This is a genomic window from Bradyrhizobium sp. AUGA SZCCT0283 (assembly GCF_018130385.1).
Classification (GTDB): domain Bacteria; phylum Pseudomonadota; class Alphaproteobacteria; order Rhizobiales; family Xanthobacteraceae; genus Bradyrhizobium.
In genome coordinates this window covers 63,129-84,292 of sequence record NZ_JAFCLU010000014.1, presented here as the reverse complement: position 1 = coordinate 84,292, position 21,164 = coordinate 63,129, and the positions used below count along the sequence as shown (strand labels likewise).

Genomic DNA, 21,164 nt, shown 5'->3' with positions numbered 1-21,164 from the left:
CATGTCGTTGGTCCAGGGCGCGCATCGAGAGACCAGTCCGCCGGCAGGAGCGCGCGCGAATTTGCTGGCGTGGCCGGAATTCAACCAGCCTGCCGTCTGGGTGGTGGCGGCGATCCTCCTGATCATGCCGTTCATCGCCAGCGGCTTCTTCCTGATCGAGATCTTCGCCACGACGCTGATCCTGGGGACCATCGCCCTCAGCCTGATGTTCCTGGCGGGTTATGGCGGCATGGTCAGCCTGATGCAGCTCACCGTCGCCGGCTTTGCCGCCTACATGGTCGCGGTGTTCGGCATGAGCGCCAACACCAATATCAGCCTCGGCTGGCCGTGGTGGCTCGCCACGCCGATGGCGCTGGTGCTCGCGACCATCTTCGGCACGCTCGGCGGCACACTCGCGGTGCGCACCGAGGGCATCTACACCATCATGATCACGCTCGCGATCGGTGCGGCCTTCTACTATTTTACCAATCAGAACTGGGCGATCTTCGGCGGCCACACCGGCATCAACACCATCGCCACGCCGAAATTCTGGGGCGTCGACTGGCGCTCCGACGTCCCCTACTATTACGTCACGCTGGGCGTCGCCGCGTTTTGCTATTTCGCGGTTCAATATGTCTCGCGCGCGCCGTTCGGCCTCGCGCTGCAGGGCGTGCGGGACAATCCCCGCCGCATGGCGGCGCTCGGCTTCAATGTCAACGCGCACCGCGTGGCAGCCTATGCGTTTGCATCCTTTATCGCCGCGCTCGGCGGCGTGCTGCAGGTCTGGAACTACCGCCAGATCTCGCCCGGCTCCGTCAGTGTCGGCGCCTGCATCGATATCCTGATCATCGCCGTGGTCGGCGGCATCACGCGCCCCATTGGCCCCTTCATCGGCGCCTTCATCTTCGTCATCCTGCGCACCTTCGCGCTCGATCTCCTGGTCAAGTTCGGGCTCGACGGCAATCGCTTCCGGCTGCTGATCGGCCTCGGCTTCCTCGCCATCGTGTTCTGGTCGTCGGATGGCGTGATCGGGCTCTGGGAGCGATGGCGCCGCCGCGCGGCAGATACCCATACTCGCCCGAGCGGAGGCCATGGCCATGGATAGCGCCGCGCCACGCTTTTCAGCGGTCGGTTCCGGCGCCGCGCTGGAGCTGCGCGGCGTAACGCGGCTGTTCGGCGCGCTGGCGGCGCTGACCGACGTCACCATCACGGTTCGCCCGGGCGAGCGCCGCGCCGTGCTCGGCTCCAACGGGGCCGGCAAGACCACGCTGTTCAATTGCGTGACCGGCGACTTTCCGCCGTCATCCGGCACCATCCGCTTCTTCGGCGAGGACATCACCCACTTCCCGCCCTATGAACGGATCCGGCGCGGCTTGCGCCGCACCTACCAGATTTCGGCGCTGTTTCCCGGCCTCACCGTGCGGGACAACGTCTACCTCGCCTGCCGCGGCGTATCCCGCGGACGGTTTTCTCCGCTGCGCCCGGGTGCGAACGACGCCCTTATGCATGCGGCTGAAGCATTGATCCAGGCGGTGCATCTGACGCCGGTCCGGGAACAGTTGGTCGCGGAACTCGCGCATGGTCAGCAGCGACAGCTCGAAATCGCGCTCGCGCTTGCCGGCGCCCCGCGCTTCATCCTGTTCGACGAGCCGGCAGCAGGGCTATCCCCCACCGAGCGGCGCGAACTGATCGAGATCCTGACGTCGCTGCCCGCCCATATCGGCTACATCATCATCGAGCACGACATGGATGTCGCGCTGCGCGTCGTCGAGAGCGTCACGATGATGCACAACGGCCGTATCTTCAAGGAAGGCCTGCCGCACGAGATCGAAGCCGACCCCGAGGTCCAGGAACTCTATCTGGGGGCCGGTCATGAGTGAGGTCCGCCGCGCCGCGCCTGCCCTCGAAGTCAGGGGCCTCGACGTCTACTACGGCCATTCCCATGCATTGCAGGGCGTCGACCTGACTTTGGACTCCGGCGTGTTCTCGGTGGTCGGCCGCAACGGCATGGGCAAGACCACGCTGTGCAAGACCATCATGGGCCTGCTGCGGGCGAGCGGCGGTTCGGTTCGCGTTCGCGGCGAAGACATCACCCGCCTCAGCCCGGCGCGGATCGCGCAGGCAGGCGTCGGCTATGTTCCGCAAGGCAGACGCCTGTGGCGCTCGCTCAGCGTCGCCGAGCATTTGAGCCTCGCCGCCGGAATGCGGCGCGGCGCCTGGACCATCGATCGCATCTACGAGACATTTCCCCGCCTTGCCGAGCGCAAGGACCATGGCGGCGGCCAGCTCTCGGGCGGCGAGCAGCAGATGCTGGCGATCTCTCGCGCCCTTCTCACCAACCCGCATCTGCTCATCATGGACGAGCCGACCGAGGGCCTGGCGCCTGTCATCGTCGCCCAGGTCGAGGAAATGCTGGTGCGCCTCGGCGAAGACGGCGACATGTCGGTGCTCGTGATCGAGCAGAACATCGGCGTCGCCACCGCGATTTCGAAAAATGTCGCGATCATGGTCAACGGCCGCGTCAATCGCATCATCGACTCCGCGCGCCTCGCGGCTGACCGGGAACTGCAACAGCGCCTGCTTGGTGTTGGAGTCGTTGGCGTCCATGCCGAGCCGGAAACGGATCTCGAAGCCGCCGATGCAAGTGCCGAAGCCAAGGCGCGTTCCGTGCCGCCGCGCGCTGCGAGTGCAGCACCAATCCGGATCTACATCTCCAATCCCACGCTGCCGACGCGCTGGTCGCAGCCGGTCCCCATTGCCCGCATCGAGGCCGCAGCGCGTACGCTTTCGACGGGCGTTACGCGGATCGAAGACACTGCCCGGCAAAAGCGCCGGGCCGGCGCGGCTGTACAAAGCCCGTCCGGTCCACCCGTCGTCCTCGTCGCCGGGACACTCGATACCAAGGGCGAGGAACTGCGCTTCATTCGCGACGTGATCGCCGGACAGGGCTTGCGGACGCGCCTGGTCGACGTGTCAACCAGCGGCAAGCTCTCCACCTGCGACGTCTCCGCCCAGGAAATCGCGTTGAACCACGGGCGCGGCGGATCAAGCGTGTTCGGGTCCGACCGCGGCGCGTCGGTGACAGCGATGGCGGACGCCTTCGCCAACTGGCTGCGCCGCCAGGGCAATGTCGCGGGTATCATCTCGGCGGGCGGTTCCGGCGGCGCCTCGCTGGTCGCACTGGGCATGCGCAGCCTCCCCATCGGCGTGCCAAAGCTCATCATCTCCTCGGTCGCTTCGGGAGATGTCGGCCCCTATGTGGGTCCTGCCGATATCACCATGATGTATTCGGTCACCGACGTGCAGGGCCTCAACTCGATCTCGCGCGCCGTGCTCGCCAACGGCGCCAACGCCATCGCCGGCATGGTGAAGGCGCGCTTGGACAATCAGGCCAAAACCGAACGCAACGCGCCGGCCGATCTGCCGGCCATCGGGATCACCATGTTCGGCGTGACGACGCCGGCCGTGCAGAAGATCGCCGCCGACCTGCGCAACGATTTCGAATGCCTCGTCTTCCACGCCACCGGCGTCGGCGGCCGTTCGATGGAAAAGCTGGTCGATTCCGGAATGCTCGCCGCCGTCATCGATCTCACGACGACGGAAGTGTGCGATCTCCTGATGGGTGGCGTGTTTCCCGCCACCGACGATCGCTTTGGCGCGATCATCCGCAGCCGCCTGCCCTTCATCGGCTCTACCGGCGCCCTCGACATGGTCAATTTCGGCGCACCCGACACCATCCCTGAGCGCTATCGCCAGCGCAAATTCCACGTTCACAATCCGCAGGTGACCCTGATGCGCACCACACCGGAGGAGAACGACCGCATCGGGCGCTGGATCGGCGAGAGGCTCAACCGGATGGACGGGCCGGTGCGCTTCTTCCTGCCGGAAGGAGGGGTTTCCGCGCTCGATGCGCCGGGCCGGCCGTTCTGGAATCCGGAAGCGGACGCGGCGCTGTTTACCGCGCTTGAACACAGCGTGCGCCAGACCAGCAATCGCCAGCTCATCCGCGTCAAGCGCCACATCAACGAACCCGAATTTGCATCCGCCATCGTCAACGCGCTCCGTCCTCTGGTCGGACGCCCGGGGACCCGTCGGAAAGTCGCGAGGTGACCATGGCGAAGTTCGAACGTTCAGCCATCCTGAAGAAGTTTCGCACCATGGCCGCCAGGGGCGAGCCGATCGTCGGCGGCGGCGCCGGCACAGGATTATCAGCCAAATGCGAAGAGGCCGGCGGCGTCGACCTGATCGTCATCTATAATTCCGGCCGCTACCGCATGGCCGGGCGCGGCTCCCTTGCCGGAATGATGCCGTATGGCGACGCCAACGCCATCGTCGTGGAAATGGCCGGCGAAGTGCTCCCGGTGGTGACCAGAACGCCGGTGCTGGCCGGCGTCAACGGCACCGACCCGTTCCGCGACATGGACCTCTTCCTGGACCAGTTGAAGGCGCTCGGCTTTGCCGGCGTACAGAACTTTCCGACCGTCGGGCTGATCGACGGAATCTTCCGCGCCAATCTCGAAGAGACCGGAATGTCCTACGCGCTGGAGATCGACATGATCGCCAAGGCGCGTGACAAGGACATGCTGACGACGCCATACGTGTTCAGCGAAAGCGAGGCCGCCGCGATGGCCATCGCGGGCGCGGACATCGTCGTCTGCCATCTCGGCCTGACCACCGGCGGCGCGGTCGGCGCGCATACCGCACCAAGGCTCGAAGACTGCCCGGAACGGATCGACACCTGGGCGGCAGCGGCACTCAGCGTCAATCCGGACATATTGGTGCTGGCCCATGGCGGCCCCATCGCCGAGCCTGACGATGCCGACTTCATCATGAAGCACACGCGCAAGTGCCACGGCTTCTACGGCGCCTCCTCGATGGAGCGCCTGCCGGTGGAGCGGGCGCTGACGGAACAGGTTCGTAAATTCAAGGCGATCGGCGCGCGATAACGCCGGGAGCAAAGGGAGGAAAAGATGTCGGGGACTCTGGTTGGCGAATTGATTCTCTGGCTGATTGTCGCGATCGTCGTGATCGCCATCGTCGTCTACATCGTGAACTGGCTTTACCACCGTTCGTCGAAGGAAGTGTCCTTTGTGCGAACCGGCCTGCTCGGCGAACGCGTCGTGATCAATGGCGGCGCCTTCGTGCTGCCGTTCATTCACGACTTTACGCCCGTCAACATGAACGTGCTGCCGATGGGGATCGTGCGGGCCAAGCATGACGCCGTGATTACCCGCGACCGCATGCGCATCGACATCGAGGCCGATTTTTATGTGCGCGTGCAGCCGACCCGCGAGGCGGTCGCCATCGCCGCCGCCACGCTCGGACGGCGCACGCTCGAACCCGAGCAGTTGCACGCCCTGCTCTCCGGCAAGTTCGTCTCCGCCATCCGGTCGGTCGCTGCCGAAATGACCATGGAACAGATGCACGAGCAGCGCGGCGAATACGTCACGCGGCTCAAGGCCGCCGCCGCCGAGGCGCTCGCCCAGAACGGGCTTGAACTGGAGTCGGTCGCCATTACCGATCTCGACCAGACTGACCTGGAATACTTCAATCCGTCGAACCGGTTCGACGCCGAGGGCCTGACCCGCCTGATGGAGGACATCGAGGCCAAGCGCAAGCTGCGCAACGACATCGAACAGGATTCGATGATCAAGATCCGCACCCGCAACCTCGATGCCGAGCGCCAGGCGCTGGAGATCGAGCGCGAGAGCGAGACCGCCCGCCTCGAACAGGAGCGCGACATCGAAATGCGCCGGGCGCTGCAGCGCACCGAGGTGGCGCGCGAACGCGCGTTGCGCGAGACCGAGGCCGAGCAGGCGCAAATTTCCGCCCGCGAAACCATCGAGAAGGCCCGCATCGCCAACGAACAGGCGATCGCCGAAGCCCGCATCTCCTCCGAACGCGAAACCAGGCACCGCGAGATCGAACGCACGCGCGCGGTCGAAGAAAAGGAACTGCTGGCGCGCGAGGAAATCGAAAAAGCCAAGATCGCCAATCAGCGCGCGGTCGATACCGCCCGCATCGCCTCGGAGCGCGAAGTGCGGCAGCGCGACATCGAGCGCACGCGGACGATCGAGGAAGCCGAGATCACGGCCCGCGAGGCGGTCGAGAAGGCGCGCATTCAACAGGATCGCGCCGTTACCGATGCGCGGATCGCCAACGAGGAGGAAACCCGCAGGCGCGAGATCGAGCGCACCCGCGCAGTCGAGGAGGCCGAAATAGCGGCGCGCGAGGCGACCGAAAAAGCCCGCATCGCCCAGACCACGATCGTCAACCTCGAACGCATCGCCTCCGACGAACGCACCCGGTCGCTGGAGATTGCGCAGGTTCGCACCATTCAGGAAGCGGAGATCGAGGCGCAGAAGGCGGTGGAAGCCGCACGGATCGCGCGAGAGCGGATGCTGGCGGCCGAGCGCATCGGCGCCGAGCACTCCACGCGCAAGTTGGAAATCGATCGTAACCAGGCGCTCGAAGTCGCAGGGATCACCGCGCGCGAGGCGACCGAATCCTCCCGCATCGCCCAGGAAGAGCGCGTTCGTTCGCTCGAAATCGCGCGCAACCGCGCCATCGAGGAGGCCGACATCGCCTCGCGCGAAGCGATCGAGGCCGCGCGCATTGCCCAGGAGAAGGTGATCGCCGCCCAGCGTATCCGGGCCGAGAAGGAAACCAGGGGGCTCGAGATCGACCGCACCGAATCGATCGAGGCCGCCGAACTCAAGCGCCGCGATGCGATCGAGCGGCGGCGTGTCGAGGTCGAACTGGCGTTGGAGGCCGAGCGTATCGCCTCGTCCAAGACCCGCGAGGTGCTCAATATCGACCAGAAGAAGGCGGTCGAGATCGCCGACGAGGAGCGCGTGATCGCGCTCGCCGCCAAGCGCTCCGAACGGATCGATGCCGATCGGCAGGTCAAGCAGGCGGAAATCATCGCGCGCAAGGAAGTCGAGACGTCAGATGTCTCCCGCGAACAGGCGCTCGAGGCCGCGCGGCTCACCCGCCGGCGTGCGATCGAACAGCTCGAAGTCGCCCGCGTCCAGGCGCTGCAGGAAGCCGAGATCGCTTCCCGCGAAGAAGTCGAACGGGCCCGCATCGCCTCCGACCGCGGCCTCGACGAAGCCCGGATCGGCCGCGAGCGCGATCTGCGCAAGCTGGAGGTCAATCGCGAGAAGGAAGTCGAAACGGCACTGATGGAAAAGGCCATCGCCCTCTATCAGAAGTCCCTCGAGGAATCGGCCGCCAAGGTAGCGGCCGAGGATGCGCGCGCGGGGGCGACCGAGGCGGCCGAGCGCGTCGTCACCGCCCGCGACAGCGAGATCGCCAAGCGCCAGAAGACCATCGAGGTGCTGCTGGCGGAGAAGCGGGCCGAGGAGACGAAGATCGCAGCCGACGCCGAGCGCGTTCGCGCCGCCGTCGAGGCCGAGGCGCAGCGGCTGCTCAACGAAGCCGAAAACGTGCTCACCGATCAGGCGCGCTATTCGCTGTTCCGCCGCAAGCTGCTCGATCGCATCGAAGGCATCGTGCGCGAGAGCGTCAAGCCGATGGAGAAGATCGAGGGCATCCGCATCCTTCAGGTCGACGGGCTCAACGGCGGTGGCGGCGGCAATGGCGGCCGCAGCGCCACCGACGAGGTGATCGACTCGGCGCTGCGTTACCGCGTGCAGGCGCCTCTGATCGACTCGATCCTCGCCGACATCGGCGTCGAGGGCGGGAGCCTTGCCAAGATGCCCGGCCTGATTCGCGAGGCGCGCGACATGCAGGGCATCAAGGAAGCCACGCGCAAGGGCGGTCCAGGCAAGCCCGACACACCGCCTGCCCCCGACGCCACCGGCGCGCCGGCCCCCGAACGCGGACCGCGCAAGAAAGGTTAAGAGCACGCCATGGCCCGGGTCTACGTCTCCACCGTCGTCAACGCCCGCAACGACCGCGTCTGGGCGCGCGTGCGCGACTTCAACGGCCTGCCCAACTGGCATCCCGCCATCGCGGAGAGCCGCATCGAGGGCGGCGAACCCGCCGACAAGATCGGATGCGTGCGGGATTTTCGCCTGCGCAACGGCGACCGCATTCGCGAAAAGCTGCTCGGGCTCTCCGACTACGACATGTTCTGCACCTACTCCATCCTGGAGTCGCCGATGGGGGTGGAGAACTACGTCGCGACGCTCCGGCTTACGCCGGTGACCGACGGCGACCAGACATTTCTCGAATGGACCGCCGAGTTCGACTGTGCGCCGGAGCGGGAGAACGAACTCGTCAGCAATATCGGAACCGGCGTGTTTCAGGGCGGGTTCGACGCGCTCAAGCGTGCGTTCGGAGGCTAGCGTGCCGCATATCGTCAAAAGCACGATCCTCGACGCGCCGACCGGTGCGGTCTGGAACGTGCTGCGTGATTTCAACGGCCACGACCGCTGGCACCCGGCGGTGGCGACCAGCACGATCGAACGCGCGCAGGCCTCGGACAAGATCGGCTGCGTCCGCCGCTTCAGGCTGCAGGACGGCTCGGAGCTGCGCGAGCAACTGCTGGCGCTATCGGACCTCGAACAGACCTTCAGCTATTGCCTGCTCGATACGCCGATCCCGATGTTCAACTATGTCGCCCACGTCCGCCTGCTGCCGGTCACCGACGGCGATCGCACCTTCTGGCATTGGGAATCCCGCTTCACCACACGGCCCGCGGATGCCGAGCGGCTGACGCAGATGGTCGCGGAGCAGATCTATCAAGCCGGCTTCGATGCCATTCGCCGGCACCTGAAGGAGGCCGCATGAAAGCGGAGGCGAAGCCATGCCCGTGACGGTGAAGACGTTCGCAAGTTTTGGCGAGGCGGCATCGGCATTGTCGTCCGACCGCAGCGCGCGCTACCTCGGCGGCGGCACGCTGGTCATGCGCGCCCTCAACGAAGGCGACGTTTCGATCTCGACCGTCGTGCGTGCGACCGATCAGGCGCTCTCCCGCATCGATGTCGCGAGTTCGCGGATCACGCTCGGGGCCAGCGTCACCTTCGCAAGAATTCTGGCCGAGCGCGATCTCGCCTTCCTGCACGCGCCGGCCCGTTCGATCGGCGGACCGGCGGTCCGCAATATGGGCACGGTGGGCGGCAATTTGTTCGCGCCGAGCCCCTACGGCGATTTCACCGTCGCGCTGCTGGCGCTCGACGCAACCGTCTCCGTCCAGGGTGGCCTTGGCGCCCGCGACATGGGAATCGAAGAATTCCTGCAATCCCGCGAACGCCAGAGCGGCGCGCTGGTGCTGGCCGTCTCCTGTCAGCGACCCGCAAGCGCCGACGCCTTCCGCTATCGCAAGATCGCCCGCATCAAGCCGAAAGGCGGTTCTGTGATCACGCTGGCGGCGCATCTGCCGGCGAGCGGCGGCCGTATATCGGGAGCCCGCATCGCCCTCGGCTCGATGGCCGCGACGCAAATTCGCGCAAGGGCCGCCGAGCGCGCGCTGGAGGGACGCTCGCTTGACGACGCGGCCATCAGCGCTGCCGCCGCGGCCGCAACGGAGGGCGTATCGCCCGCCGACAACGCCCTTGGCAGCGCCTGGTATCGTCGCGAGATCGTCGGCGTCCATCTGCGCCGCCTGCTGTCCGGTCTGGAGTAAGCATTCATGACCAAGACCCCGCTCCAGTTTCGTCACAACGGCCGCGACGTCGCCCTGTTCGTGGACGGCGGCGTCAATCTCCTGGTCGCGCTCCGCGAATTGATCGGCGACATGACGCCGAAATTCGGCTGCGGCCAGGGCGGCTGCGGCGCCTGCAGCGTGCTGATCGACGGCGAACTGCATCTCTCCTGCCTGACGCTGGCGGAAACCGTGAACGGCCGCGCCGTCGAGACGCTCGACGGGCTGAAGGACGGGCCCAATCTGCATCCGCTGCAGCGCGCCTTCATGGAGCAATTCGCGGCGCAGTGCGGCTACTGCACGCCGGGCATGCTGATGGCAGCCAAGGCGCTGCTCGATCGCAACCCCTCGCCGACCCGCGCCGAGGTCGTCGAAGCAATCTCGGGCAATATCTGCCGCTGCACCGGCTACGAGCCGATCATCAACGCCGTCCTCGCCGCCGCCACGAGCGGACGCGCCCGCGCCTGAAGGGAACAATCATGCTGGAACTGCGCAAGGACATCTTCGCCGACGAGCGCGACGATAATTTGAAAGAGATCGGAAAAGGCACGCAGCGCCAGGACATGCTCGGCCATGTCACGGGCACCTCGACCTATTTCGACGACCACAAGCTGCAGGGCATGCTCCATCTTAAAGTGTTGCGCAGCCCGCACGCCCATGCCCGCCTGCGCCGCATCGATACGATGGAAGCGGAACGCGCGCCCGGCGTACGGCGCATCATTCGCGGGGCCGACGTGCCGATCAATCTCAACACGTTGCTCAGTCTCATCAACTTCGGCAAGGATGACGAGCCGTCGCTGGCGGTCGACAAGGTCCGCTACAAGGGCGAGCCGATCGTCGCCGTCGTCGCCGACAGTCCGCGGGAGGCCTATGAGGCGCTGGCGAAAGTGCGCGTCGATTACGAGCCATTGCCTGCCGTGTTCGACGTCGAGGAGGCGTTGAAGCCGGGCGCGCCCGTCGTCAACGAAACCTACCCTAAGAACACGTTCGTCTATCACGACGTCTACGATCATCAGAAACTGCGCTTCGGCGATGTCGAGCGCGGTTTCGCCGAGGCGGACCATGTCCTCGAACAGCGCTACCAGATGTCGCCGATCGAGCATGCGCCGACCGAAACCAACGGTTCGATCGCAGCCCCCGACACCAACGGCCGCTATGTCGTCTACACCTCGACGCAGGCCTTGTTCTTCTCGCTCGACACCTGCGCAAAAATCCTCGACGTACCCTCCAATACCTTCCACTTCATCGGCGGGACCGTCGGCGGTGGGTTTGGCGGCAAGGTGGACACGCTTACCGAGCCGCTCGCCATTCTCGGCGCGATGCTGACCGGGCGGCCGGTGCGCTATCAGCTCGGCCGCGAAGAGGAGATGCAGTTCGGCTCGCCGCGCGGCGCCGAGCGCATCTACATCAAGGACGGCGTGATGCGCGACGGCCGCATCGTCGCGCGCAAGATCCGCGCCTATTTCGACAGCGGCGCCTATACCCGGCTTTCAAGCTACGCCGTGGTCAAATGCGTGGCTCACCTGCCCGGCCCCTATACGATCCCGAACGTCCATGGCGACGTCTATTGCGTATTCACCAACCGCACGCCGGCCACCGCGATGCGCGGCTTCGGCGTCACGGCGATGGACTTTGCACTCGAATGCCAGATGGACAAGCTCGCCCATCTTGTCGGCATCGACCCGATGGAGTTTCGCATCCTCAACGCCTATCGCGACGGCGACATGAAGGCGCATCGGCGCGAGGCGAAAAACACTGCATTGATCGAATGCGTTCAGGTCGCCGCCGAAAAAGCCAAATGGCCGCTTCGCGAAGAGGTCAAGCGGATGTCGTCGCGCACGGATGGCGGCGGCAGCCGGGCGGCGATATCGCCGACGCCGCGCGAGCCGGTTCCGCAACGCGCAGCCGTCTCGCAGCAGCGGACCACCTACGATCGCGCGCCCGCTGCAACGGTCCAGCCACCGCCGCCCGCACCACCGACGCCCCCTCCTCCGAGGCCGCAAGCTCCGTCGCCGTCGCATGGCGCCACCCGATTTTCGTCCGTCTTCGGCACCAGGAGGCGCTGACCATGGCAAAACATCGCGGACGCGGCATCGCGTCGGTCAACTATCCCATCGGCATGAACCTCGGCGGTGATCCCAGCCAGGCGCTGGTTCATTCCAACCCCAGCGGCAAGTTCACGGTGTCGCTGTCGTCGATCGATCTCGGCCAGGGCATGAAATCGGTGACGCGGCAGATCTGCGCCGAGACGCTCGGCGTTCCCGTGGAAGACGTCTATGTCGACACCGCAGACTCAGACACAGGCCCGCACTGCATGGGCTCGTTCGCCTCGCGCGGCACGCATCGCGTCGGCAATGCTGTCATGGCGGCGGCCAAGGAGGCGCGTGGCGTCATGATGGAGGCCGCCGCCGAGGAACTGGAAGTCAACGCCGCCGACCTCGATACCGACGGGCGCGGCAACATCCACGTCAAGGGCGCGCCGCACCGCTCGATCTCCACCAAGGATGTCGCGATCGCCGCGCAGTTCAAGCAGGGCAAGACGATATCCGGACGCGGCATCTTTCTGGTGCCGCTGTCCGAGGTCAATCCCGAGACCGGTGAAATGTCCCCCGCCACCTGCTACGCGCACGCCTGCCTCGTCGCCGAGGTCGAGGTCGATGATGAGACCGGCGAGGTTGCGATGGTGCGCATGGACAGCGCGTATGAACTGGGCCGCGCGCTCAATCCGCGGCTGGTGGAGCAGCAACTGGTCGGCGGCGCGTGGATGGGGATCAGCCACGCGCTGTTTGAAACGCCCGAGCCCTATTATCCCGACCCCGCGCATGGCCCGCGCGACTTCGTCGAGTATCTGATGCCCGGTCCCGGAGACATCTGCCCGCACGATATCGCGGTGCTGGAACGCCCCGCGGCCGATGGGCCGTTCGGCGCCAAGGGCCCCGGCGAGATGTGCGCCAATCCGGTACTCCCTGCGGTCGCCAACGCCATCTTCAATGCCGTCGGTGTGCGGATGGATGAATTGCCGATCACGCCGGAAAAAGTCTTGCGGGCGATCAAGGCGCAAGGCGGCGCGCGGCCGCAGGCGCGGCGCTGAGGCACAACATGACGGTCCGCGGCAACATCGTCGGCATCGATAGCCCCGAGGCGCTCGAACGGGCGTTGCGGACGGCGTACTACCTTGCCGACGAAGGCCTCGCGACGGCGGCCTATCTGTCGCTTGCGCTCGGCAAGCCGCTGCTGCTGGAAGGCTCGCCGGGTGTCGGCAAGACCGAAGCGGCAAAAGCCATCGCGGCCGTGCTCGGCCGCCGCCTGATCCGGCTGCAATGCTATGAGGGCATCGACGCATCGGCCGCGCTCTACGAGTGGAACTATCCGCGCCAGATGCTCGCCATCCGCCAGGCCGGCGAGGAAACGATCGACATCTACGGCGAGACTTTTCTGATTGAGCGGCCGATGCTCGCATCCCTGCGTGCGCCTGACTCCACCGTGCTGCTGATCGACGAAATCGACCGCGCCGACCAGGAATTCGAGGCGTTTCTGCTCGAATTCCTCTCCGACTTCCAGATCTCCATTCCCGAACGTGGCACAGTGCGCGCGGCGGAGCGCCCCGTCGTCGTGCTGACCTCGAACCGCACCCGCGACCTGCACGAGGCGCTGCGCCGCCGCTGCGTCTATCACTGGATCGATTATCCCACAGCCGAACGCGAGGCGCGCATCGTGATGATGCGGGCGTCGAGCGTTGCCGAGTCGACGGCGCGCGCCGTCGTGGCCGCGGTCGGCCGGCTTCGGCGCGAACCGCTCAGCAAGGTGCCGGGTATTGCCGAAGCGGTGGACTGGGCCGAAGCGGCCACGCTGCTGCACGAGCGCGGCGCGCGCTGGCCGGATGCCTTCAAGCGCTCGATCGGCGTCGCGCTGAAGGACGAGGAGGACCTCACCTTCATCTCCGGCCGGCTCGACGCCCTCATTGCGGAGGCTGCCGCGTGAGCGACCAATTTCAGCTACCGCACGCGGCCCGCGTCTTCGTGTCCTTTGCCGCGCTGCTGCGCGCCAACGGCTTTGCCGTGGCGCCGGAACAGACGACGGCGTTCCTGGCTGCGATCGAGTTGCTGGGTCCGCGCAGCCTCGAAGCCATTCGGCAGGCCGGGTTGGCGACGCTCGCCCCGCCGCCCGAGCGGCGCGCGACCTACGACCGGCTGTTCGACATCCATTTCCTCGGCAGCGAAGCGATCGGTCATGCCGGCGCGGAAGATGAGGAAGTGGTTCGCCTGCAGGAAGAAGGACGCGGCGAGGACCAAACATTGCTGGCCGACGAAGCCAACGAGTCCGGACTTGTCGCGGCCCGCGCCGAGGCGCTGGTCGAACGCCGCTTCGCGCCAGGCGCGACCGGCGACGCCTTGCGAAAACTGTCGCGCGAGGCTCCTGCCCGGCTGCCGCGACGCCGAGGCCATCGCCGCATGCGCGCCCGTCGCGGCCCGTTTGCCGATCTGCGCCGCACCTTGCGCGAGAGCGTGCGCAACGACGGTGAGGTGCTGCGGCTCGGACGCCTGAAGCGTCGTGCCCGGCCGCGCAAGGTTCTGCTGCTGATCGACGTCTCCGGTTCAATGAAGGGCCGCACCGACGACAACATGAAGCTCGCGCATGCGCTGTCGCACGCAGCTCCCAATGTCGAGGTATTCACGTTCGGCACAAGGCTCACCCGCGTCACGCGCGCGCTGCGTCTCAAGCGCCGCGAGCAGGCGCTATTCGCTGCCGCCCATCTGGTCAGCGATTGGGACGGCGGCACCCGCATCGGCGATGCGCTGCAGGCGTTCCTGGCGGTGCCGCGGTTCGGCAGCTACGCCCGCGGTGCTGCCGTCGTCATCCTCTCCGATGGCCTCGAGCGCGGTGACCCCTCCGCGTTGCGCGATGCCGTCGCAAAATTGTCGCGGCGTGCCTGGCGGTTGAGCTGGCTGACGCCGCTCGCCGCCGGTCCCGGCTTTCAGCCGCAGACCGAAGCGCTGATCGCGATCCGGCGTTTCGTGGATGATCTGGTCGACGGCGGATCAACTGCTGCGATCGTTTCGCACGTGCTCTCGCTTGGACAAAGGAAGGCTGCGTGACCGAACTCGTCGATGCCCATCATCATATCTGGCGTCAGGCCGACCTGCCCTGGCTGAGCGGCCCGATGCAGCCGCGCATCTTTGGCCCCTACGAGCCGATCCGGCGCGACTATCCGATCCAGGAATATCTCGGCGACCTCGCAGGCTCCGGCGTGACGCGCTCGGTCTATGTGCAGACCAACTGGGCCAACGATCGTTTCGAGGATGAAACCGCCTGGGTGCAGCAGACCGCGAAGGACCATGGCTGGCCGCACGCCATCGTCTCCTACGCCGATTTTGGCGTCGATGACGTCCGCCCGCACCTGGATCGTCTGGCGCGCTATCCTCTGGTGCGCGGCGTGCGCATGCAACTGCACTGGCATGAAAACCCGCTCTATCGCTTTGCGGCGCGGCCGGACCTCTGCGCCGATCCGCTAGTACGGCGCAATATCGCGCGACTCGCCGACTATGGCTTCAGCTTCGACTTGCAGGTGTTCGCGCCGCAGATGGCGGATGCCGCACGCCTCGCCGAAGCCTGTCCCGACGCGACCTTCATCCTGCAGCACGCCGGCATGCTGGAAGACCTTTCGCCGCAAGGCCGATCCGCCTGGCGCGCCGGCATGACCCGGCTCGCGGCCTGTCCGAATGTCGTCTCAAAACTTTCCGGACTCGGCACCTTCATCCACCGCAACGATCCCGCACACGTATTCGACGTCCTCACCGAGACGGTGACGATCTTCGGCGCCGACCGCTGCCTGTTCGGTTCCAATTTTCCGATCGAAAAACTTTGGACCAGCTATCGCGAACTGGTGGACGCCTATCTCGCCGCGACAGCACACCTTCGTGCGGACCAGCGCGACGCCATTCTGAGAACAACCGCCCTGCGCGTTTATCGGCTGGGAACGTAATAAGAGGATTCGGGGAGAGAGACACATGCCGCTTGAAATCAAGATTTTGGACTATGGCGATATCGAACTGGAATCGAGTTTTCTCGTGCTCGGCCGCGATTGCGGCCGGACCCGCCGCGTCCTGACACTGGGCTTTCTGATCACCGGCGGGCCCTATCCGGTCGTGGTCGATACCGGCTACCGCTCCAACCAGATCATGGAAACGCTGGGCATGCGCGGGCTGCAGTTTCACGAGAACATGATCGAGAACCAGCTCGCGCGGCACGGCGTGCGCATGGGCGACGTCCGCTACGTCTGTCACACGCATCTACACATCGATCACGCCGGCAAGGACGATTTGTTTCCCATGAACACGACCGTCGTGCTCAACCGCAAGGAGCTGGAATATTCCGTCTCCGGCCTGATGCATCCGCAATATCCGGCGCCCGACATCAAGCATCTGATCGACCGCCTGCACACCAAGAGCGCGCTGCGTTTCCTCGATCTCGAACTGACCGGCCCGGTCGAACTGATGCCGGGCGTCTACTGCGACGCCGCCAACGCCCACACCGAAGGCTCGATGAACATCCACGTTCATACCGCTGACGGCATCGCCACCATCTGCGGCGACGTGATCTACGACTTCAACGACCAGATCGTCACCCCCTTCCACGAGATCCACGACGCCGAGCCGCGCACCACGGGCAATCACGGCACCAGCAAGCGCGCGGAAAAGGCGGCGATCAAAAAACTCCTGAGCAATTCGCGCTATCTGCTTCCGGTCCACGACCGGCCGGCCAAGATCGAGGGCGGCATGGTGGTCGGCCGGCTGCACGACCAGGTGCCGGGCCCGGTGGTTCAGAGCCTGCCCCAGCGCAACTGGTTCCCGGCGTAAGCGCTGAAAGGACGGACCGATGACGCACGTCACGCTGCGCCCGGAATTCGAAACCCTGATCGACCCCTATGCGCCCGTCGGCCAGGTCGGCACGGGCTTTGAATTCACGGAAGGGCCAATCTGGCATCCGGTCCATCACTATCTGCTGTTCTCGGATATGCCAGGCGATGTGCGCCGGCGATGGGATGCCAAGCGCGGCGTCGTCGAGGTCAAGCGCCCTTCGAACAAATGCAACGGCATGACCTATGACGCAGAGCTCAATCTCATCGTCTGCGAGCATGCCACCTCGTCATTGATCCGTGAGCGGCCCGACGGAAGGCGCGAGGTGATCGCCTCGCATTTCGAGAATCAAGAACTCAACAGCCCGAACGACGTCTGCGTCCATTCGAGCGGCGCGATCTATTTCAGCGACCCCTGGTATGGCCGCATGCCGGTCTACGGCGTCGAACGGCCGCGCCAGCTCGGCTTCCAGGGCGTCTACCGCGTCCCATCAGGTGGCGGCCCGCCAAAACTCGTCGTCGACCGCCATCTGTTCGACCAGCCCAACGGCCTCTGCTTCTCGCCCGACGAGCGCCTGCTGTATGTCAACGACACCACGCAGGCGCTGATCCGCGTCTTCGACGTCGAAGCCGATGGCTCGCTTTCCAATGCCCGCGTCTTCGCCAGCGGCATACGTTCCGAGCTCGAGCCCGGCGTGCCCGACGGCATGAAGTGCGACCAGCGCGGCAATGTCTGGGTCACCGCGCCCGGCGGCGTCTGGGTCTACTCGCCCGCCGGCGAATTGCTCGGCAAAGTGCGCGTTCCCGAACTCGTCGCCAATCTCTCCTGGGGCGGACCAGACTTTCGCACGCTCTATCTGACCGCCACACATTCGGTCTATGCGATCCCGGTCAAGGCCGGACCGCGCCACGAACCCTATATGAGCAGCCGGCCTGCGACCAATCCTGATACGGCCTCCGCTGCGCCTGCCTCTCCCCAGCTTGCCGGCGGCGACATGCAGCTCGATCCGCGGCGCTGCGCGATGATCATTCAGGATCTGCAGAACGACGTGATCATGGAGGGTGGCGCGTTCGCCGATTCCGGCTCGCCTGCCCATGCGCGCCAGCAGCGGGTGGTCGACAATGTCCGCCGCCTCGCCGAAGCCGCGCGGGCGCGCGGCGTCGTCATCATCCATGTCTGGTTCATCGTCGAGCCGGGCGCGCCCGGCGTCACGCTCAATGCGCCGCTGTTCGAGGGGCTGGTCGACAGCGGCGCGATGGTGCGCGGGAGCTGGGGCGCAGCTCCAGTTCCGGGACTGGAGCCGCGCGCCGGCGATTTCGTCGTCGAGAAAATGCGCATGAGCGCCTGGGAAGGCACGAGACTGGAGACCATCCTCAAGGCAACCGGCCGCGACATGATCATCAACACCGGCGCCTGGACCAACATGTCGGTCGAACACACCGCGCGCACCGGCGCCGACAAGGGCTACTTCATGATCGTCCCGGAAGACTGCTGCTCGACGATGAACGCCGACTGGCATAACGCCTCCATCAATTTTGCCATGCAGAACGTGGCCGTCGTCACCAACGCCGATGCGGTCCTCAGGGGGCTGGGATGATGACCAGGGCCCGGCCATGCCAAAACTCTTTCATCTGAGCTGCTCGCCGCGCACGGACTCGGAATCCTCCGCCGGCGCCCGGGTCTTTATTGACCGCTTCCGCGACGTGCGGCCGGACTGGGACATCGACGTGATGAACCTGTGGCGGGATCACCTGCCGGAATTCGAGGGTTATGTACTGGAGGCCAAATACGCCCGCATCAACGGGCGGGCATTCACGGATTCGCAGCGCGATGCGTTTGCGGTCACCGAGCGCATCGCACTCCGCTTCGCACTCGCCGACCGCGTGCTGATTTCGACGCCGATGTGGAATTTTGGCATTCCCTACAAGCTGAAACAATGGATCGACGTGATCACGCAGCCCGGGCTGGCGTTCCGCTACGATCCGGCGCAAGGCTATCTGCCGCTGTTCAAGGACAGGCCGACGGTCGTCATCCTGGCGAGCGGCAGCGATTTCATCACCGGCATGAACCGCGGCCGCATCGACATGGCGACCCCCTATCTGCGCGAGGCGCTCCGCTTCATCGGCATCAGCGATGTGCGGTTCGTGCCGATCGGACCGACCACAGGGCCGGCGGAGCCGATCCGCACCGTACGCGAAGGCGCGCATCGGCGGCTGGCCGAGATGGCTGCGCGATTCTGATCCACGGGCTTGCCGGAACCGGAACTTTTGCTGCAATACTGCGCTTATCCGGCTGCGCCGAAGGAGAACCCCGTTGAAGTGCTACGAGCTGCAGGGGCCGAACGGTATCGATGGACTTGCCCTTGTCGACAAGCCCATGCCGGAGCCCGCTGCGGGCGAGGTGCTGGTTCGCCTCAAGGCGGCAACGCTGAACTATCGCGATCTCATCACCGTCAAGGGCGGTTACGGCTCGCGACAAAAATTTCCGCTGGTGCCGGTTTCGGACGGCGCGGGCGTGGTCGAGCGGGTCGGCCCGGGCGTGCGGGAATTCGCAGCCCATGACCGCGTCATCGGCAGTTTCTTCGAAAGCTGGATCGCCGGCGAGCCGAGCGAAGCAAAGATGCGCAGAGCCCTCGGCGGCTCGGTGGACGGCGTGCTTGCCGAGTATCGGATCTTTCCGAAGCACGCGCTGGTCAGAACGCCGGAGCACCTCAGCGACATCGAAGCCGCAGCACTTCCCTGCGCCGGGGTCACGGCCTGGAGCGCGATCGTCAAGCTCGGCGGCGTGAAACCCGGCCAGATCGTTCTGACGCAGGGCACCGGCGGCGTATCCCTGTTCGCCATTCAGTTTGCCAAAATGTGCGGCGCGCGCGTCATCGCAACCTCGTCGAGCGACGCGAAGATCGAACGCCTCAAGCAGCTCGGCGCCGACTTTACGTTGAACTACAGGGCGACACCCGACTGGGGAAAGAAAGCCCGCGAGTGGGGCGGCCACGGCGTCGACCTGGTCGTCGAGGTGGGTGGCGTCGGCACGCTGAATGAATCGATCAGGGCGACCAGGATCGGCGGCACGATCGCCTTTATCGGCGTGCTCGCCGGGCCGCCGCCGTCCGACCTGCGGCTGCCATTGATGGTCATGCAGCAGCAGCGGCTGCAGGGTGTCACCGTCGGATCGGTCGAGGACCTCCAGGCGATGGCGGATGGCATCGCGGCAAGTCGCATGAAGCCGGTGATCGACAAGATCTTTTCGTTCGACCAGGCGAAACAGGCGTTTGCCCATATGGAAAGCGGTGCGCATTTCGGCAAAGTGGCGATTGCGATTGGATGAACCACGGCACACCAAAAATGGCGGCATCTGGTCACATGCAACTCTTGCTGGTTCCAGCAATTGCTTCCGCCGCCATTAAGCTTTAAATTCCCGCTATTCGCCTCGTCGAAAAATGGGCGCCGCCTGGCGCTCGCGAGAGCTGAACGGGATTTACAACCGAGCTGGGGTCGCCGCCTCACCAAAAGCTGAGGGCCCCGCCCCTACGATGGCGAGACGTGTAGACCGGCCGAGAGCGAGACCGCCAGCGCGAGAACGATGCCGCCCGCGCAGGAACCGCAGCGAGCAGCCGGATGGAAATGAATAATGACCGACGACAAGAGCAAATTACTGAGATCGCTTACCATCGATCGCAGCGCCGGCAAGGCGGAACGATTGGGAAGCCGCTGGTTGCCGATCTCGGCAGCGATCGTCGCCTGCGTCGTCGGATTCGGCGCCTTTGCCGCTTTCGAGTTCCGCAGGCAGGACGCGCCCAGAGAGACCGCATCGCAGACCGTAGCGCAGACCGCCTCACAGCCGCAGGCGCCGCAGCAGGCGGCACCGAATAACAAGGCGGCCGGCAGTCTTGCGGCATCCGGCTATGTGGTGGCGCGCCGCAAGGCGACCGTTGCGGCCGAGATCACCGGCAAGGTGGTCGAAGTCTTCATCGACGAAGGCATGACGGTGACCGAGGGTCAGGTCGTGGCGCGGCTCGATAGTGTGCTTGCCGAAAGGGACTATGAGCTGGCCCGTTCGCGCGTCGAGACGGCCGATGCCGCGATCGCCGCGATCAATGCCGATCTGGAGGACGCGACCCGGATCATGTCGCGTCTGCAGACACTGTCGCAGAAGAATTTTGCGACCGAGGCCGACCTGACCAAGGCGCAGGCCCGGGTCGGTGTGCTCAGTGCGCAATTGCGCCAGGCGCGGTCGCAATTCGAGACCGCCAGGATCGACGCCAAGCGCAGCGCCGCGATGCTCGACAAGCACCAGATCCGGGCGCCGTTCGCCGGCGTCGTCATCGACCGCAGCGCGCAGCCGGGCGAGATGATTTCACCGATGTCGGTCGGCGGCTACACGCGCACCGGCATCTGCACCATCGTCGACATGGATTCGATCGAAATCGAAGTCGACGTCAACGAAGCCTTCATCGGCCGGGTCGTCCCCGGCGGCGCGGTGAACGCGATGCTGGACGCCTATCCGGACTGGACCATTCCCGCCTCGGTGATCGCCATCGTGCCGACCGCGAACCGCGAGAAGGCCACGGTGAAGGTGCGCATCCGCTTCGAGAAGAAGGACCCGCGCATCCTGCCCGACATGGCGGTGAAGGTGAACTTCCTGGCTGACGCCAAGGCAAAGGGCGCCCCCGAGACCACCGCCGCGAACTAGCCTCCAGCCGTAATCCTTCAGAGGAG

Annotated in this window: 19 protein-coding genes; all 19 read left to right on the top strand. The window is 65.6% G+C overall.

All coding sequences use genetic code 11. The features are described 5' to 3' along the window. Position 1: 1 nt before the first annotated feature. Positions 2-1,084, top strand: a complete 1,083-nt coding sequence (locus JQ624_RS20250; protein ID WP_212420676.1) for a branched-chain amino acid ABC transporter permease — start codon at positions 2-4, stop codon at positions 1,082-1,084. After that, the gene (locus JQ624_RS20245; protein WP_212420675.1) at positions 1,077-1,859 is read left to right on the top strand and encodes an ABC transporter ATP-binding protein; all 783 of its coding nucleotides are present in this window, start codon (positions 1,077-1,079) and stop codon (positions 1,857-1,859) included. The genes JQ624_RS20250 and JQ624_RS20245 overlap by 8 nt, the downstream gene beginning before the upstream one ends. Continuing rightward, entirely contained in the window at positions 1,852-4,089 is a 2,238-nt protein-coding gene (locus tag JQ624_RS20240) for an ABC transporter permease (RefSeq protein WP_212420674.1), read from the top strand. Before JQ624_RS20245 ends, JQ624_RS20240 begins: the two co-directional genes overlap by 8 nt. Before the next feature lie 2 nt (positions 4,090-4,091). Then, positions 4,092-4,925: a phosphoenolpyruvate hydrolase family protein gene (locus JQ624_RS20235; protein ID WP_212420673.1), complete on the top strand. Its 834-nt coding sequence runs from the start codon at positions 4,092-4,094 to the stop codon at positions 4,923-4,925. A 24-nt stretch (positions 4,926-4,949) separates the two neighbouring features. After that, the gene (locus JQ624_RS20230) at positions 4,950-7,844 is read left to right on the top strand and encodes a flotillin family protein (RefSeq protein WP_212420672.1); all 2,895 of its coding nucleotides are present in this window, start codon (positions 4,950-4,952) and stop codon (positions 7,842-7,844) included. 9 nt (positions 7,845-7,853) lie between these two features. After that, the gene (locus JQ624_RS20225; protein WP_057842976.1) at positions 7,854-8,291 is read left to right on the top strand and encodes an SRPBCC family protein; all 438 of its coding nucleotides are present in this window, start codon (positions 7,854-7,856) and stop codon (positions 8,289-8,291) included. Position 8,292: 1 nt separating this feature from the next. Beyond that, a complete protein-coding gene (locus tag JQ624_RS20220; protein WP_212420671.1) occupies positions 8,293-8,736 on the top strand; it encodes an SRPBCC family protein in 444 nt (147 codons plus the stop codon). Positions 8,737-8,752: 16 nt separating this feature from the next. After that, positions 8,753-9,571, top strand: a complete 819-nt coding sequence (locus JQ624_RS20215; protein WP_212420670.1) for a xanthine dehydrogenase family protein subunit M — start codon at positions 8,753-8,755, stop codon at positions 9,569-9,571. 6 nt (positions 9,572-9,577) lie between these two features. Continuing rightward, positions 9,578-10,057 carry a (2Fe-2S)-binding protein gene (locus JQ624_RS20210; RefSeq protein WP_212420669.1) on the top strand — a complete coding sequence of 160 codons (480 nt, stop codon included), beginning with the start codon at positions 9,578-9,580 and terminating at the stop codon, positions 10,055-10,057. 11 nt (positions 10,058-10,068) lie between these two features. After that, positions 10,069-11,655 (top strand): xanthine dehydrogenase family protein molybdopterin-binding subunit, encoded by a 1,587-nt coding sequence (locus tag JQ624_RS20205; protein WP_212420668.1) that lies wholly within the window; start codon positions 10,069-10,071, stop codon positions 11,653-11,655. Between the two features lie 2 nt (positions 11,656-11,657). Next, positions 11,658-12,680 (top strand): xanthine dehydrogenase family protein molybdopterin-binding subunit, encoded by a 1,023-nt coding sequence (locus JQ624_RS20200; protein ID WP_212420667.1) that lies wholly within the window; start codon positions 11,658-11,660, stop codon positions 12,678-12,680. 8 nt (positions 12,681-12,688) lie between these two features. Further along, positions 12,689-13,570 carry a MoxR family ATPase gene (locus tag JQ624_RS20195; protein WP_212420666.1) on the top strand — a complete coding sequence of 294 codons (882 nt, stop codon included), beginning with the start codon at positions 12,689-12,691 and terminating at the stop codon, positions 13,568-13,570. Beyond that, the gene (locus tag JQ624_RS20190) at positions 13,567-14,685 is read left to right on the top strand and encodes a VWA domain-containing protein (protein ID WP_212420665.1); all 1,119 of its coding nucleotides are present in this window, start codon (positions 13,567-13,569) and stop codon (positions 14,683-14,685) included. Before JQ624_RS20195 ends, JQ624_RS20190 begins: the two co-directional genes overlap by 4 nt. After that, a complete protein-coding gene (locus JQ624_RS20185; RefSeq protein WP_212420664.1) occupies positions 14,682-15,572 on the top strand; it encodes an amidohydrolase in 891 nt (296 codons plus the stop codon). The genes JQ624_RS20190 and JQ624_RS20185 overlap by 4 nt, the downstream gene beginning before the upstream one ends. A 25-nt stretch (positions 15,573-15,597) precedes the next feature. Further along, a complete protein-coding gene (locus JQ624_RS20180; protein ID WP_212420663.1) occupies positions 15,598-16,446 on the top strand; it encodes an MBL fold metallo-hydrolase in 849 nt (282 codons plus the stop codon). A gap of 19 nt (positions 16,447-16,465) precedes the next feature. Beyond that, positions 16,466-18,043, top strand: a complete 1,578-nt coding sequence (locus JQ624_RS20175; protein ID WP_212420662.1) for an isochorismatase family protein — start codon at positions 16,466-16,468, stop codon at positions 18,041-18,043. Positions 18,044-18,059: 16 nt separating this feature from the next. Beyond that, positions 18,060-18,686 (top strand): FMN-dependent NADH-azoreductase, encoded by a 627-nt coding sequence (locus tag JQ624_RS20170; protein ID WP_212420661.1) that lies wholly within the window; start codon positions 18,060-18,062, stop codon positions 18,684-18,686. A gap of 73 nt (positions 18,687-18,759) precedes the next feature. Beyond that, a complete protein-coding gene (locus JQ624_RS20165; RefSeq protein WP_212420660.1) occupies positions 18,760-19,773 on the top strand; it encodes an NAD(P)-dependent alcohol dehydrogenase in 1,014 nt (337 codons plus the stop codon). Positions 19,774-20,076: 303 nt separating this feature from the next. Continuing rightward, the gene (locus tag JQ624_RS20160) at positions 20,077-21,138 is read left to right on the top strand and encodes an efflux RND transporter periplasmic adaptor subunit (RefSeq protein WP_212420659.1); all 1,062 of its coding nucleotides are present in this window, start codon (positions 20,077-20,079) and stop codon (positions 21,136-21,138) included. Positions 21,139-21,164: the final 26 nt, after the last annotated feature.